Origin of the sequence: Amycolatopsis pittospori (assembly GCF_013870525.1) — a bacterium.
In the GTDB taxonomy this organism is placed as follows: domain Bacteria; phylum Actinomycetota; class Actinomycetes; order Mycobacteriales; family Pseudonocardiaceae; genus Amycolatopsis; species Amycolatopsis pittospori.
The window spans coordinates 104,201-120,458 of sequence record NZ_JACBXD010000018.1 but is presented as its reverse complement, the minus strand read 5'-3'; the positions used below and the strand labels follow the sequence as shown (position 1 = coordinate 120,458).

Below are 16,258 nucleotides of genomic sequence, written 5' to 3'. Positions count from 1 at the left end.
GTCGGCGTGATCCCGACCGTCGCGGCGGTCGACGTCCCGGCCGCGCTGCAGACGTTCCACCGGCGATATCCGCATGTCCGGATCGGACTGCGGGTCGGCGGCAGCGGTGACTTGGTGGAGCAGGTCAGGGACAGCGCGATCGAGGTCGCGATCCTCGGCCTCCCGGTGTCGGACCGCCCGGAAGGCGTCGGCACCCGCGAACTCGCACGAGACGACCTGGTCGCCGTCGTGGCGCCGGGACATCCGCTCGCCGACGAGTCCGAAGTGGACTTGAGCAGGCTGTCGTCGGAGGTGTTCGTGGACTTCCCGGCGGGCACGGCGGGGCGGGCCCAGACGGATCAGGCGTTCGCCGCCGCGAAAATGACCCGGGAGGTCGCGTTCGAGGTGACCGCGGCCGACTTCATGGCGCGGCTCATCCACCAAGGACTGGGGGTCGCGCTGCTGCCGTCGAATTACGTGCCGAACCTGAGCGGAGTCGTGAGCGTGCCGGTGACCGACGCGCCCACGCGGATCGAGCACCTCGTGTGGAACAGGTTCACCGTGACGCCCGCGGCGAAGGCGTTCCTGGAGGTGCTGGGAGTCGCGAGTGGCGATTCGGGGTCTCTTGACGGGTAGGGCAAAGGTGGCGCCAGCGCCCAGTCTCGAAAGTCCGTGAAGGACTCCTTGAGGGACCCAGAGTCCCTCAAGGAGTCCTTCACGGACTTCGCAGGCCCTGTGACCCACCAGCCGGGGGTCATCGGCCCGGCTCAGCCTTCCTTGATGACCTCGTACAGGCTGGTCCACGAGCTCCGCCCGTGTCCGGCCGCGATCGCCCGGTCGTAGTGGGACTTGACCGCCTCCGGCAGGACGACGTCGATTCCGGCGTCCCGGCTGGCCTGCACGATGTGGTCCGCGGTGGCGCCCATCATCGTCACGTCGGCCTCGTCGCCCGGGTGTTCACCCTTCTCGACCTGCTCCGCGGCGGCGTCGAGGTAGAAGCCCATCGTCGCGAAGAGGTCCTTGGCGTACGGGAGGAACTTCGCGACAGGCACCTCGGCCGCGCGGACAAGCGCGCTCGCGTGCAGGAACACCGAAAGCGAGTTCAGGAAGATGTCCAGCTGTGCCTGGTAGAACAGCTGCGCCAGGCGGACGTCCTCGCCGAGGAAGTCCGGCCGCCCGATCAGCGCCAGGACCTCGCGGTACTTCTCGAAGACGTCCGCGGGACCGCTGTAGAAGACGTACGCCTCTTCTTTACCCACGAACGGCGCCGGCACCATCAGACCGCCCGCGATGAACTGCCCGCCGCGGGCCTTGACCCAGTCGGCGGCTTCGCGGGTCTTCTCCGGGGTGTCCGAGCTGAGGTTGACGATCACCTTGCCCGCCAACGCGTCCTCGGCCTTGCCCAGGATGTCGTACATCGCCGCGTAGTCGGTGAGGCTCAGCAGTACCAGTTCCGACGCCGACACCGCGTCCGCCGGCGTTTCGGCGCGCACGGCACCCGCGGCGACGACGCCGTCCGCGCGGGCGGCGGTGCGGTTCCAGACGGTCACGCCGTGGCCGTTCTCCAGGAGTACGCGGACCATGGCCTGGCCCATCGGGCCGAGTCCGATCAGTGTGATCATTTGTTCTTCCTTACTTTTTGAGAAGTTCGATGAGGCCGACGAGGTCCTCGTGGCCGTGCCCGGCCGCGACCCGCTTGTCCATCAGCGGCTGGAGCGGCGTGAGCAGTTCGGCGCTGATGCCCTGCTCTTCGGCGGCTTTCGTCAGGTTCGGGTAGGCGGCGGCCTGCATCGCGAGGTTCGACACGACGTCGGTCACGTAGTCGCCGTCGTCGATCTTTCCGGCCGCGCGCTCCAGGAAGCCGCTCATCGCGTCCATCCAGTCGCGAAGCAGCGGAGCGAACTCTCTTGCCTTCACCCCCGCGGAGCCGACCAAGGCGAAGGCCTGGATGACGCCGATGAAGTTTCCGTACATACCGCTGAGCAGCGCGATGTCGTGCAACGGCGCCAGTCCCGGGTCGGCCCCGAGGTAGTTGGTGCCGCCGAAGGTGTCCAGAGCGGTGCGGGCCCGGCCGAAAACGGTGCCCGAGCCGCTGTAGAAGATGAACGCCGCGGGCGAGCCGATCATCGGCGGGACGGCCATGATGCCGCCGTCCAGGTACTCGGCGCCCAGTTCCTCGGCCCACGCGCCCATTTCGCGCGCCTGGCCGGGGGTTCCGTTGGTCAGGTTGATCAGCTGCCGTCCCTCGAGCCCGGCCGCGACCGGGTCCAGGACCTCGTGCACCGAGTCGTAGTCGAGCAGGCAGGCGATCACGATCTCGTTCGCCGCCAGGGCCTCGGACACCGTCGAAGCGACCGAAGCCCCCTTCGCGGCCACCTTCTCGGCGCGGCTCGCGGTCCGGTTCCAGGCGGTGACCGGATGCCCCGCCGCCAATAGTGCTTCTACGAGCGCGGTTCCCATCGCGCCCAGCCCCAGTACCGTCACCGGGGTCTTGCCGTGTTCGGTCATGGGACCACCGTGACGCCGCCCGCGCACGGATCGCTGCGGGTTCACGCACGGCTCCCGCACGAACTTGTCGGTGGTACGCGCTAACGTCGGTTTCGTGCGTTTCGGAGTGCTGGGGCCACTCGCCGTGTGGACGACCGCGGGCGAGCCCGTCGTGGTGCCCGAGGCCAAGGTCCGGCTGCTGCTCGCCGGGCTGCTGAGCAGGGAGGGCAGGGCGGCGTCGGTGTCGTCGCTGACCGACGACCTCTGGGGCGAACTTCCGCCGGGCAATCCGGCCAACACCCTTCAGACCAAGGTCTCCCAGCTGCGCCGCACGCTTGAACGCGCCGAGCCGGGCGCCCGCGAACTCGTGACCCACCAACCCGCCGGCTACGTCCTCAAGGCCGAGGATCTGGACGTCCACCGGTTCCGCGAACTCACCGCACGCGCACGGGACACGATGGATCCACGCGCCCGAACCGCCCTGCTGGCGGACGCGCTCGCGTTGTGGCGAGGTCCCGCGTACGCCGGATTCGAGGACGAACCTTTCGCCGTGGCCGCGGCACAACGGCTGGAAGAGGAACGGCTGCTCGCCGAGGAGGAGCGTGCCGAAGCACGGCTGGCGCTCGGGGAACACGGCATCCTCACCGGAGAACTCGCCGGTCTAGTCTCGCGGTATCCACTCCGGGAGCGGCTTCGCGGTCTTCTGATGCGCGCTCTCTACGCCACCGGGCGGCACAGTGAGGCACTCGAGTCCTACGCCGAACTACGAGCCCGGCTGCGGGACGAGTCCGGTCTGGAACCCGGGACCGACCTCGCCGCCCTGCACCAGGCGATCCTCACCCGCAGCCCGGATCTCGAGCCCGGCCGCGCCGCCGAGCCGGTGCGGGGGAATCTGCCGGAGTCGCTGACCGAACTGGTCGGCCGGACCACGGCGGTCAAAGAGGTCGGCGCGCTGGTCACCGACGCGCGGCTGGTCACGCTCACCGGTCCCGGTGGCGTCGGCAAAACCCGTCTCGCCATCGAGGCCGCGTCGAAGCTCGCGATGGCCGACGGCACCTGGCTGGTCGAATTGGCGGGCCTGGACAACGTCGCGTGCCCGACCTGCCCACCGGAGGACCTGGTCGCCGTGGTGCTGACCGCCGCGCTGGACCTCCACGAGGAGGCCACGTCGGCGAAGTCGCTGACCGATTCCCTCGCCGATGCCTTGCGCGGGAAAGAGATCCTGCTCGTCCTGGACAACTGCGAGCAGGTCGTCGAGCCGGTCGCCGCGCTGGTGGAGCGGCTGCTGGCGGCGGCCCCGCGCCTGCGGGTGCTCGCCACCAGCCAGGAACCGCTCGGGCTGCCCGGGGAGCATGTCTGGGCGGTCCCGCCGCTCGATCTGCCCGAGCAGGCCGATTTCGCCGCCGTGCGGGAGGCGAGCGCGGTCCGGTTGTTCGCCGCGCGCGCCGCGGCCGCCGCACCGGGGTTCGTACTCGACGCGGGGAACGCGGACGTGGTCGCGAAGATCTGCCGCACGCTGGACGGGATCCCGCTCGCGCTCGAACTCGCCGCCACCCGGGTCCGGACGCTCGGGGTGCACGAACTCCTCACTCGCCTCGACGATCGGTTCGGCCTGCTTTCCGCGGGCAGGCGGGGCGGGCCGCGACGGCAGCAGACGCTCCGGGCGATGATCGACTGGAGCTGGAGCCTGCTGAGCGAGCCTGAGCAGATCGTCCTGCGCAGGCTCGCGATCCACGCCGAAGGCTGTGGTCTCGACGCCGCCGAAGCGGTCTGCGCGGGTGGCCGGATCGCTTCCGCCGACGTTCTGGACCTGCTTTCGCGCCTCGTCGACCGCTCGTTGGTCGTCAGCAGGCCGGGGAAGACGGGCGAACCGCGATTCCGGCTGCTGGAGTCGGTCTCGGCGTATGCGTTGGAGCAAGCGAAGCAGGCCGGCGAACTCGACGACCTGCATCTGCGGCACGCCCGTTTCCACGTCGAACTGGCTGAACGCGGCGACGCGGGTTTGCGCGGCAGGGAGCAGCGACGCTGGCTGGACAGGCTCGACGTCGAAGGGGCCAACACCCGGCGCGCGCTGGAAACCTTGCTGCGGCAAGGCGAGAACCAGCTGGCCCTGCGGCTGGTGAACGCGACGACCTGGTTCTGGTTTCTGCGCGGAAGGCTCACCGAGGCCCGTCGCTCGCTGAGCCTGGTACTCGACACGGAAGTGGAGACCGGTGACGAGCGCGCGCAGGCACTGGGCTGGTGCACCGGCATCGCCGTCCTCGACGGCACCTGCACCGAGGGCGCGGCGGAGGGAGCGGTGTGGGGTATCGCCGATCCCGTGAAGCGGGCCAGGACACTGTGGTTCCTCGGGTACGCGTGGTCCACGGTCGGCGACCTGTGCCGGGCGGAGAAACTCACCATCGGCGCCCTCGACACCGCTCGCGACGCCGGTGACGACTGGAGTGCCGCGGCCGCGCTGAGCGACCGGGCGAGCCAGCTGATCTCCGGGGGCGACCTCACCGGCGGCGGACGGATCGCCGCCCAGAGCGCCAGGATCTTCGACGGGCTCGGCGAACGCTGGGGCTGGCTGCAGGCGTCGTTCGTCCTCGGCATGCTCGCCGCGATCGCCGGGGACTACGAGCACGCCGCCCGCGTCCACCGGGAGAGTCTGCGGCGCGCGGAGGAACTGGGGTTGTGGCCGGAGGTTTCCTACCAACTGTCCTGGCTCGGCCGGACGGCCCTGCTCACCGGCGATTTCGCTGGTGCGACGGACTTTCATGAGCGTGCCAGGGCCTTGGCCGTGGAACACAGCTTCAAACCCGGCGAGGTCTACGCGGAGACCGGGCTCGCGCTCGGCGCCCGGCGCCAAGGCCTGTTCGACGAGGCCGAGGAGCTTCTGCTGTCCATTTTGGACTGGCATCGCCGGGTGGCGTCCGAAGCGGGCAGCACGCTGATCCTGGCGGAGCTCGGGTTCATCGCCGAGCAGCGGGGCGACGCGGCCAAGGCGAGACGGCTCCAGCTGGACGGTCTCGCGATCGCCCGGCACGGCGGGGATCCGCGGGCCATCGCTCTCGGCCTGGAGGGTCTGGCCGGAGCGGAGACGGCATCGGGCTCGTATCACCTGGCCGCACGGTTGCTGGGCGCGGCGGCGGCCTCCCGGGAGTCGGCGGGTGCTCCCCTGCCGAAGGCCGAACGCGTCGACGTCGACAGGATCACCGAAGCCCTCATCAGCGCACTCGGAGAAAACGCATTCTCCGCAGCTCTCACGTCCGGAACGACCACGCCGATCGATCAGTTGGTGACGCACGGTAAATAGTCGGGCACGCCTTCATCAGAATGGTCCAAGGATTTACTTCACGTCGACAACAAAGGGTGAAGACTTTCTGTCGTCCAGGCCACTCAACCGGTAGCGTGCGTGTCCATGCGGGTGAGGTGGGGGGCTTCCGGCGGGCCCAAGGTGATGATGCCGTGGCGAGCGGCTCCACGAGCGGCACTGAGCAGTCCGTTGACCTTGATCATCGCGGCGGTGACCGCGCTTCTGGCCTGTTTCCTGGGCACGGCCGCCGTCCTGCAGGCTTCGGCCGCGGGCGGCGCGGCCGTCACGTACCAGTCCGGGATCGCGTGCCCGGACAGTTACGGCCCGGTGTTCAGCAAGGGCAATGTCCCCGTCGGCGCCGCCCCCGAGGTGATCTCCGCCGTCCAGCGTCACGCGCCCGCGCACGGATTCGCCCCGCCCGTCACATCGCGGTACACCCATGTCGTCCGCGGCACCGAATTCAATGGCGACCCGAACTACAAGGTCACCCTCGGTTATCGGGATCAGGCTGGTCTGGCCAACCTCGATCTGGCCGCCGGCTCACGGGACGCGGGCCTCTGGCTCGGCACCGTCGTCGCCGGCGCACAGGGCATCGGCGTCGGCACCACTCCGAAGTTCAACGGTGCCGCGCTGCCCCCGGTGACCGGCCTTTACCGCGATCTGCCCGACCCGGCGCCACGCTGGTGGTGCTCGCAGCAACGCAACGCCGTCGTCGACCGGCTCGCTAACGACCCGCTCGACTCGGTCATGTTCGCCACCGACGGCAAGACCTTCGACGACGCGGTCCGGACACTGGGCCTGCCCGTGATCAAGACGCTGTACCTGTCCTTCTACGAGCAGCCACCCAAGACGGTGAGCGAGGCCGAGGACCTGCTGGACCGATCGAAGGCGCTGATCGCCGACGTGCAGGCGGATCTGGGCGCCCGCGGTCTCGGCGACGCGATCGTCGGGTCACTGCCGTTCGACCGTTCGGTCGCGATCAGTAACCAGGCCGAATCGAACGTCTTCGTCTCGATCCTGCCGCTCGCGGCCATCAGTGTCCTGGTCGGCTGCGCCGGGATCGGCACCGTCGCGCTGCAGTGGAACCAGCGACGGCACGCGCAGCTGCGGTTGCTGTCGGCACGGGGAAGCGGACCGGTGGCGCTGGGCCTGCTCGCGGTCGCCGAACTCGGGTTGCCGATCGTGCTGGGCGGGGTAGCGGGCGCGGTGCTCGCGAGACTCCTGCTCGGTGTCTACGGGCCACCGGGTGAACCGGACGGCGGCGCGCAGTTCACGGGATCGCTTGTCGCCGCCGTGATCCTGCTCGCCTCGCTCGCGCTGCTGGCCGGGGTGATCGCCGTCCGCACGCACCGGGAGTTCGAACTGGGCCGGGTCCGCTCCGGACGACGCAAGGGTTTGAAGCTCCTGACGATCTTCCCGTGGGAACTGATCACCGCCGGGGTGGCGTTGCTCGGCTGGAACCGGCTCGTCGACTACGGCAAGGGATCCAGGGTCGGCAATCCGCTCCCCCAGGTCGATCCGCTCGCGCTCACCTACCCGGTGTTCGTCGTGCTCACCGTCGGCCTGCTCGCCGCGCGGCTGGCCTGGCTCGGCCTGCACGCGTCGCATCGCGCGCGGCTGTGGTCGCGGCCGGCGCTGCAACTGGCGATCCGGCGGCTCGCCAGTGCCCGCGCGCCGGTCACCGGTGTGCTCGTGATCGGCACCCTGGCCATCGGGACGCTGGCGACCGGGATCGGGATCGCGCGCGGACAGGAAGAGGCGCTGCACACGAAGTCGGCGATCTTCGTCGGCGCCGAGACCCGGGTCGACACCGAAAGCGTCATCGGCACCGGCAAAACCCCGCTGCCGTCCCAGATCAGCGGCAGCAGCACGGTCGTCGGTGAGCTCACCGGCACCGGCAGTGTCGTACTGGTCGTCGATCCGCAGACGTTCCGGCGCGGCGCCGCGCTCGGCCCGCTCCCCGGTGACGACGTCGACGAGCTGCTGGGGCGCTTGGCAGGCCCGGGCGCCGGTGTCCCGGCGATCCGGATCGGTAACGACGGCGCCCAGAAAGCCGCGCTGCCCGCCGGTCTCGGCGACGCCCGCACGGTCGGCGAACTGCCGATGTTCCCGATCATCGGCACCAAAGCCGGGTACGTCATCTCGCGGGAATCACTCACTCCCGCGCAACTGACCACCGTTCCCAAGTGGAGCCTGCTGTCCGCCTCTCCGGTCGCGGAGCTGACCGAGGCGCTGACCGCCGCGGGGATCACGCAGCCCAACCGGATCACGCGTGAGTCGGCGCTCGACGCGCTCCCGTTCTACGTCGTGTCCTGGACGTTCTCGTTCATGGCCCTGCTCGGCGCCGTTCTCGGTGTGGTGGCGGTGCTGTCGCTGCTGGTCGCGGTCGAGGTCCGGCGACGGCAGAACGCGCTGGCCGGGGCCCTGGTCCTGCGGATGGGAATGCGCCCGCGTGCCCTGCTGGCGAGTCATCTGATGGAACTCGGCGCGCTCAGCGGGCTCGCCGTGGTCATCGGCGTCGCCTGCGGTGTCTCGGTCGCCGGTCTCTCGGTGCCGCGCTTCGATCCCGCGACGTTCCTGGCGCCGCGTTCGGCGCTGCCCAACCCGACCCCGTTCGCCCTGACCGTACTGGCCGTCGGTGTGCTCGTCGTGGCGCTGGCGGGCTGGATCGCGATGCGCTCGGTGCGCACCGCCCGGACCGCGGAGCTGATCCGTGCCTGAGAAACCGATCTTCCGGCTGCAGGGCATCGGCGTCGACTACCAGACGCCGGCGGGTACCGTCACCGGTGTCGACGACGTCTCCATCGACATCCCCGCACGCGGCATCACCGTGCTGGCGGGGCCGTCCGGTTCGGGAAAGTCCACGCTGCTGCGGACGCTGGGCCTGTTCGAGCAGCCCGCGCGGGGCACGGTCACTTTCCAGGGGACCGACACCGGCAAGCTGCGGCACCGCGACCGGCGGGCATTGCGACGCGATCACCTCGGCCTGGTGTTCCAGAACCCGACCGACAACCTGCTCGCGTACTTGAGCGTCGCCGACAACCTGCGCGCCGCGGCCGAATCGGCGGGCACCGAGTGCCTGCCGGACGACATCCTCGATCAGCTGGGACTGGGCGGCACCGGCGGGTGGCGGATCTCCGCACTGTCGGGCGGCCAGCAGCAGCGGCTGGCGTTCGGCTGCACCCTGGCGCGCCGCTCGACCGTCGTACTCGCCGACGAACCGACGTCCCAGCTGGACGAAGGCTCGGCCGATCTGGTCCTGGACACGTTGAAATACCTGGCGGATCAGGACTTCGCGGTCATCGTCGCCTCGCACGACGACCGCCTGATCGAACTCGGCAGCCGGGTCGCGCGGATGCACAAGGGCAAACTGGAAGACGTCGAAGAACAGGAGATCGTGCCGTGATGGCGGAACCCGCCCTCGAGGCCGTCGGGTTACGCCGCCGGTTCGCCCATCCCAGTGGCGACGTCGAAGTCCTGCGTGGACTCGAACTGCAAGTGGCGCCGGGTGAACTCGTCACCGTCTCCGGCCGGTCCGGGTCCGGCAAGAGTGCGCTGCTGGCCTTGCTGTGCGGCTTCGACTCGCCCGATTCCGGCAGCGTCCTGCTCGACGGCGTCCCGATAGCGGGCGCGCCGCCCTGGCACACCTGCGCCGTCCTGCCCCAGGCACTCGGCCTGGCGAACGAACTGACGATCGCGGAGAACGTGGCGTTGCCGCTGCGGCTGCGGTCCGACATCCCCAAACCGAGGGCGAAGGACATCCACGCGCGGGTCTCGGAACTGCTGGAGGAACTCGGGATCGGCGAGCTCGGCGACCGCTATCCGCTGGAGGTCTCCTTCGGGCAGCAGCAGCGGGTCGCGCTCGCCAGGGCCGTCAGCGGACGGCCACGCGTCCTGCTCACCGACGAGCCGACCGCGCACCTGGACGCCGGGAGCACGCCGAGGGTCCTGCGGTTGCTGCGGCGTTGCGCGCAGGAGGGCGCCGCCGTCATCGTCGCGACGCACGACGACGAGGTGCACCGGATCGCGGACCGCAGGGTCCGACTGCTGGACGGCGTCCTCTCGTAGCTGTGTCTCAGTTGCGTACTTGCCGGTGTCCAGAGGGACGGCACACGTGATTAGAGGGACGTCACTCGAGATTGGACGGACGGCACACGTCGAAACCCTGCCGCACGCATGCCGTCCGTCCAATCACGCGCGTCGTCCGTCCGATCACAAGTGCCGTCCGCCGGATCACGCATGCCGTCCCCTCAATCACGCGAACCGTTCGTACCGCTCACTAGGGCGTACTACGGAGCGACCGGACCCGCCTTCCCGTACAGATCGTTCCCCGCCCAGTTCACGATGTCCTGCGTAGGCCGGGACGGCGGAACAGGCACGAAGTTCGCGGCGTCGTCGACGCTTCCGGTGCCGTCGTACTCGGCCTGCAGCGGGTACGGGAACACCGGCCGGGTGCGGAGGACCTTGCCGTCGGCGTCGCGGCCGGTGGCGATGGTCTTGTCCGGCGCGGCGCCGCGCTCGACCCAGGAGACGAGTTCCTTCAACGGGTCGTACTCGGTCAGCTTGTCGCCGCCGCCGCAGTGGTACATACCGGGCACCATGAACAGCCGCGCCCAGTTCTGCGTCGTGGCGAGGCCGCCGTTGGCGCGGGCGAGACGCTGGTAGTAGTCGACCGAGCCTGCCGCCGGGATCGCCTGGTCCGCCCAGCCGTGCCAGATCACGAGTTTCCCGCCGGAGCGCCGGAATTCACGCAGGTCCGTCGACATCGCGTTGGAGCGGACGCCTTCCGGGGTGAGCCGGTCGAATTCGCGGGCGGTGAAGGTGAATTTCTCGACGGACGAATGCGGTGTCCCGATCGGGTAGGCCATGTACTTCAGGTAGTTGTCGGCGAGTCCGAACGCGGCCGGGACGTCGCCGAATTCCGGCGCCGGGAGGATCCAGCCGTACCAGGACAGTTCGGAGCCGACGGTCTGGCCGCCCGGGTAGAGCTTGCGGCCGCGTTCGTCGGTCGGCGGCGCGTAGATCTTCTCGGTGGCCGTGACCTGTGCCGGGGTGAGGCAACCGGGGTTGTCGGTGCCCGCCGGGCAGGCGATCGTGGCCGGGTCGAAGCGGCAGGAGCGCGGGTCGTCGATGGCGCCGTCGGCGAGTCCGTCGGACTTGTCGCAAGAGGACAGTGCGGCGGCGTGCAGTGCCGGGAGCTTCGCCGCGGTGAGGACCGGTTTGCCGTCGGCGCCGGTGTTCACTTTCGACAGCCAGGTCTGGTAGGCACCGATCAGCGGCCCCCAGTATCCGGCGGGTGCGCCGGCGACGATGCCGTCGAAGTCGTGCGGGTAGCGCTGCGCCAGCAGGAGTGCTTCGCGGCCACCGTCGGAGCAGCCGCTGAAGTAGGACTTCTTCGGCGGAGCACCGTAGAACGCCGTGATCAGGCGCTTGGACGCCTTCGAGACGACGTGCGGTGCGCGGAAGGCGAAGTCGTCCCGAGCCGCTTGGTCGTTCTCGGCCCATTTGCCGTCGTCGAAGACGTTCGGTGTGGTGCCGACGTGACCGTCGTCGGTGGCCGCGACCGCGACGTCGCCGCCGTGCGGGAGCCCGCAGTCGGCGAATGGAGGCGTGTTGACCATGCCGCAGAAACCGCCGCAGCCGAACTGCAGATATCGGCCCGCGTACGTCTTGGTCGGCAGCCTGAGCTGGAACCGCACCGCCGGTTCGACGTAGCCGCGGACGTCGCAGTTCTCGGGTTCGGTGGCCGTCGCGGGCACCACCGTCGCGGTCTCGACGTGGGTGACCGCGCCGGGAACGTCGTAGGTCCGCACCAGATCGGCGCAGGTGCGCACCGGGCGGAAGGTCGTTTCGCCGGCGGTGGCCGCCGGAGCCGTGAGTATCGAGCCTGCCGTGATGAGCGCCGCCACGCCGAGCATGGACAACCGCCGCATTTCCCCACCCCAGTTTCCCGGTTCGGCTTCAGTTGGTTCATTCACCCTGGCCCGGCGCGCGAGGGATGTCCACCAGGTTTCGAAGGGGCCGGCCGGACATCCGGGTTGTCCAGTTCGGGTCAGGTTTGTCCGGGTGTCTTGACATCGATGTCACAACCGAGCTTTTCTCTCTGGGCGCCACCGGTCCCCTCCCTGTGCGGCGCCCAGCATGCCCCCGCGAGAAAGCATTGGTGCAACGATGCCCCGAAGCGTCAGACCACTGGTCTGCGGCCTCCTGAGTGCCACGGTCGTGGCGTCGGGACTGGTCGCCCTCCCGGCCGCCGTCGCGGCCGAGGAAGCCCCACCGGATTTCTACTCCTCCTTCGAACAAGGTGAGCCGCAGCCGACGTGGAGCGACACCGTCGACGTCGACCCGTCCGGCAAGCCGAAGGCGTTCGGTGTCGACGGCGCGAACGCCACCACCATCCCCGGTGACATCCGCGGCAAGGTCACCGAGACGTCGGCCAACAGCGAGAACACCCCGAACGAGGGCGCGTCGAACCTGGTGGACGGCTCGACCGACACCAAATGGCTGGCCTGGACGCCGACCGGCTGGGCGCAGGTCGCACTGTCCGAGCCGACGTCGATCACCCGCTACGCGCTTTCGTCGGCGAACGACTTCGACAACCGCGACCCGCAGGACTGGACGCTGCAGGGCTCCAACGACGGCCAGGCCTGGACGGAGCTGGACAAGCAGAGCGGGCAGAAGTTCGGCGAGCGGTACCAGCAGAAGGAGTTCCGCCTCCCCGCGGCGAGCGCGGCGTACAAGTTCTTCCGGCTGAACGTCACGAAGAACAACGGCGGCGACATCATGCAGCTCTCGGAGCTGCTGTTGGCCAACGAGGACCCGGCCCCGCCTGCGCTGCCGAACATGCGCAGCTTCGCCGACAGCGGCCCGACCGGTGGTTACACCAACAAGAACCGCGTCGGGTTCACCGGCACGCGGGCGTTCCGCTACGCCGGCAGCCACAAGGCGCAGGGGCACGGCTGGTCGTACAACAAGATCTTCGACGTCGACATCCCGGTCGCGGCGACCTCGGAGCTGTCCTACAAGGTGCAGCCGGAGTTCATCCGCGGTGACCTGAAGTACCCGAGCACGAACGTCGCGGTGGACCTGGCGTTCACCGACGGCACGTACCTGAGCCAGCTCGGCGCCGTCGACCAGTACGGCTTCGGTCTGTCGCCGCAGGGCCAGGGCGCGAGCAAGGTGCTTTACACCAACCAGTGGAACCTGGTGCGTTCGCAGATCGGCGTGGTCGCGAAGGGCAAGACGGTCGACCGGATCCTCGTCGGCTACGACAACGCGAACGGCCCCGGCTCGCTGCAGGGCTGGCTGGACGACATCAAGGTCTCGGCCACGCCGACGCCTCCGGCGAGCCTCCGTCCGAGTGACAACGTGCTGACGACGCGCGGTTCGCTGTCGAACGGGTCGTTCTCGCGCGGCAACAACATGCCCGCGACCGCGGTGCCGCACGGGTTCAACTTCTGGATCCCGACCACCGACGCGGGCACGTTGAGCTGGATGTACTCCTACCACTCGCGCAACAACGAGCAGAACCTCCCGGCGCTGCAGGCGTTCTCCGCGAGCCACGCGCCGAGCCCGTGGATGGCCGACCGGCAGACCTTCCAGTTCCTGCCCTCGACCGCCACCGGCGTGCCGAATCCGGATCGTGAGGCACGGAAGCTGCCGTTCAAGCACTCCAACGAGACGGCGCGGGCGCACTACTACGGCGTCGACTTCGAGAACGGCATCAAGGCCGAGGTCGCGCCGACCGATCACGCGGCGCTGTACCGGTTCAAGTTCCCCGGTGCGGACTCGAACCTGATCTTCGACAACGTCAACAACAACGGCGGGCTCACCCTCGACCCCGCCGGCCGGGCCATCACCGGCTACAGCGACGTGAAGAGCGGCCTGTCGGCGGGTGCGTCGCGGATGTTCGTCTACGCCACCTTCGACAAGCCGGTGACCGCCGGTTCGAAGCTGTCGACCGGTTCCGGCGACCAGAAGCGGGACAACGTCCTCGGCTATCTCAAGTTCGACGCGGGCGCCGACAAGACGGTGAACATGCGGATCGCGACCTCGCTGATCAGCGTCGACCAGGCGAAGAAGAACCTGGAGCAGGAGGTCGCTCCGAACGCGACCGTCGAGTCGGTGGGTGAGACGGCGGCGAAGGCGTGGGACGAGAAGCTCAAGGTCATCGAGGTCGAGGGCGCGTCGAAGGACCAGCTGATCACGCTGTACTCCAACCTGTACCGGCTGTTCCTGTACCCGAACTCGGGTTTCGAGAACGTCGGCACGCGTGAGAAGCCGGTGAAGAAGTACGCGAGCCCGGTGTCGCCGAAGACCGGCCAGGACACGCCGACGCAGACCGGCGCGAAAATCGTCGACGGCGAGTTCTTCGTCAACAACGGGTTCTGGGACACCTACAGAACCGTCTGGTCGGCGTATTCGCTGCTCAGTCCGGACACCGCCGGACGGCTCGTCGACGGTTTCGTGCAGCAGTACCGTGACGGCGGCTGGATCTCGCGCTGGTCCTCCCCCGGCTACGCGGATCTGATGACCGGCACCAGTTCGGACGCCGCCTTCGCGGACGCGTATCTCAAGGGGGTCAAGGGTTTCGACGTCCAGTCGGCCTACGACTCCGCCATCAAGAACGCGACCGTGACCCCGCCGAACGGCGCGGTCGGCCGGAAGGGCATAGACGAGGGCACCTTCCTCGGGTACGCGCCGAACACCGCGGACCACGGGTTCTCGTGGGCGATCGAGGGCTACGTCAACGACAACGCCATCGCGAACATGTCGAAGAAGCTCTACGACGAGGCTCCGGCGAACGACCCGCGCAAGCAGGAGTACCTGGACAACTACGGGTACTTCACCGAGCGGGCCACGCAGTACGTGAACGTGTTCGACCCGAGTGTCGGCTTCTTCCAGGGCCGTGACGCGGCGGGCAAGTTCACCCGGGCGAAGGACCAGTTCGACCCGGAGGTCTGGGGTATCGACTACACCGAGACCAACGCGTGGGGCATGCGGTTCTCCGTCCCGCAGGACGGACAGGGCCTGGCGAACCTCTTCGGCGGCAAGGCGGGGCTGGCGTCCAAATTGGACGAATTCTTCGCCACCCCGGAGACGGGGCTGAAGTACGGCAGCTACGGCGGGATCATCCACGAGATGACCGAGGCGCGGGATGTCCGGATGGGCATGTACGCGCATTCCAACCAGGCCGCGCACCACACGCTCTACATGTACGACTACGCGGGTCAGCCGTCGAAGACGCAGGCGAAGGTCCGCGAGGCGCTGTCCAGGTTGTACGTCGGCAGTGAGCTCGGCCAGGGCTACGGCGGCGACGAGGACAACGGTGAGCAGTCGGCGTGGTGGCTGTTCGGCATGCTGGGCTTCTACCCGTTGCAGGTCGGCAGTTCGGATTACGCGATCGGTTCGCCGCTGTTCACCAAGGCGACCGTGAACCTGCCCGGCGGCAAGAAGATCGTGGTCAACGCGCCGAAGAACAGCGCGAAGAACGTCTACGTGCAGGGCCTGAAGGTCAACGGCAAGGCGCAGACGTCGACGTCGCTGGCGCATTCGGCGATCGCGAACGGCGGCACGCTCGACTTCGACATGGGCCCCAACCCGTCGACGTGGGGCACCGGCCCGAACGACGCGCCGAAGTCGATCACCAAGGGCGACGCGGTGCCGACCCCGGTGCACGACCTCACGAAGCCGGTTTCCGGTGGGGACGCGGCGTTCTTCGACAACACGTCGCGGACCGAGGCGAAGGTGAAGGCGCCGATCCAGTACCAGGTGCCCTCGACGAAGGAAGCGGCTTCGTACTACACGCTGACTTCGGGCAAGGCTGCGGGCGACGCGAAGAGCTGGGTGCTGAAGGGTTCCTACGATGGGAAGACGTGGGCGGTCGCGGATCAGCGGACCGACCAGACCTTCCAGTGGCGGCAGCAGACCAGGGCGTTCAAGGTCGCGAACCCGGCGCACTACGCGTACTACCGGCTCGAGGTCACCGCGACCACGGGCGGGGAGGCGTCGCTGGCGGAGTTCGAGGTCCTGGGCAAGCCGGACGCGGCGTGCACGCAGACCGTCACCGGCGAGCGCAAGGGACCGCTGACCGTGCAGAACGGCGTGACCTGCCTCGACGGCGCGACGGTGTCCGGTCCGGTGGCGGTGGCGCCGGGTGCGAGCCTGATCGTCCGCGGCGGGTCGATTTCCGGGCCGCTGACGGCGACGGGTGCGGCTCAGGTCGTGCTCGACCGGACGAAGGTGAACGGACCGGTGGCGATCACCGGGGCGACCGGACCGGTCTCGATCGAACTGACCGAGATCGGCGGGCCGGTGGCGTTGACGGGCAACAAGGGGCCGGTGCTGACTGCCAGCACGATCGGCGGACCTCTGGCGTGCGCGGCCAACACCCCCGCTCCGACGGACTACGACCTGCAGAACACCGTCCGCGGCCCGGCCGCCGGACAGTGCGCGAAGCTGTAGTCCTGCTCCGGTAAGTACGTGAAGGCCCTC

Annotated in this window: 9 protein-coding genes; 6 read left to right on the top strand and 3 right to left on the bottom strand. The window is 69.0% G+C overall.

Annotated features, from left to right (window positions below):
- A partial coding sequence (locus H5J31_RS13325) for a LysR substrate-binding domain-containing protein (protein WP_181772842.1) occupies window positions 1-615 on the top strand: 615 nt, incomplete at its 5' end.
- A 131-nt stretch (window positions 616-746) separates the two neighbouring features.
- Here H5J31_RS13325 and H5J31_RS13320 read toward each other — a convergent pair.
- Both H5J31_RS13320 and H5J31_RS13315 read right to left on the bottom strand, forming a co-directional pair.
- Window positions 747-1,601, bottom strand: coding sequence for an NAD(P)-dependent oxidoreductase (locus H5J31_RS13320; protein WP_181772841.1), 855 nt, complete (start codon window positions 1,599-1,601; stop codon window positions 747-749).
- Between the two features lie 10 nt (window positions 1,602-1,611).
- Window positions 1,612-2,487 (bottom strand): NAD(P)-dependent oxidoreductase, encoded by an 876-nt coding sequence (locus H5J31_RS13315; RefSeq protein ID WP_181772840.1) that lies wholly within the window; start codon window positions 2,485-2,487, stop codon window positions 1,612-1,614.
- A gap of 94 nt (window positions 2,488-2,581) precedes the next feature.
- On the opposite strand from H5J31_RS13315, the gene H5J31_RS13310 reads away from it, so the two are divergent.
- The 4 genes from H5J31_RS13310 (at window position 2,582) to H5J31_RS13295 (ending at window position 9,832) form a co-directional block, all read left to right on the top strand.
- The gene (locus H5J31_RS13310; protein WP_181772839.1) at window positions 2,582-5,764 is read left to right on the top strand and encodes a BTAD domain-containing putative transcriptional regulator; all 3,183 of its coding nucleotides are present in this window, start codon (window positions 2,582-2,584) and stop codon (window positions 5,762-5,764) included.
- A gap of 147 nt (window positions 5,765-5,911) precedes the next feature.
- Entirely contained in the window at window positions 5,912-8,485 is a 2,574-nt protein-coding gene (locus H5J31_RS13305; RefSeq protein ID WP_181772852.1) for an FtsX-like permease family protein, read from the top strand.
- Entirely contained in the window at window positions 8,478-9,170 is a 693-nt protein-coding gene (locus H5J31_RS13300) for an ABC transporter ATP-binding protein (RefSeq protein ID WP_181772838.1), read from the top strand. The genes H5J31_RS13305 and H5J31_RS13300 overlap by 8 nt, the downstream gene beginning before the upstream one ends.
- Window positions 9,170-9,832: an ABC transporter ATP-binding protein gene (locus H5J31_RS13295; RefSeq protein ID WP_181772837.1), complete on the top strand. Its 663-nt coding sequence runs from the start codon at window positions 9,170-9,172 to the stop codon at window positions 9,830-9,832. The genes H5J31_RS13300 and H5J31_RS13295 overlap by 1 nt, the downstream gene beginning before the upstream one ends.
- A 221-nt stretch (window positions 9,833-10,053) precedes the next feature.
- On the opposite strand, the gene H5J31_RS13290 is transcribed toward H5J31_RS13295, so the two are convergent.
- On the bottom strand, window positions 10,054-11,697 hold the full coding sequence (locus H5J31_RS13290) for a tannase/feruloyl esterase family alpha/beta hydrolase (RefSeq protein ID WP_236005009.1): 1,644 nt from the start codon (window positions 11,695-11,697) through the stop codon (window positions 10,054-10,056).
- A gap of 238 nt (window positions 11,698-11,935) precedes the next feature.
- Here H5J31_RS13290 and H5J31_RS13285 point away from each other — a divergent pair, with 238 nt between their 5' ends.
- Window positions 11,936-16,228 (top strand): GH92 family glycosyl hydrolase, encoded by a 4,293-nt coding sequence (locus tag H5J31_RS13285; protein ID WP_181772836.1) that lies wholly within the window; start codon window positions 11,936-11,938, stop codon window positions 16,226-16,228.
- Window positions 16,229-16,258: the final 30 nt, after the last annotated feature.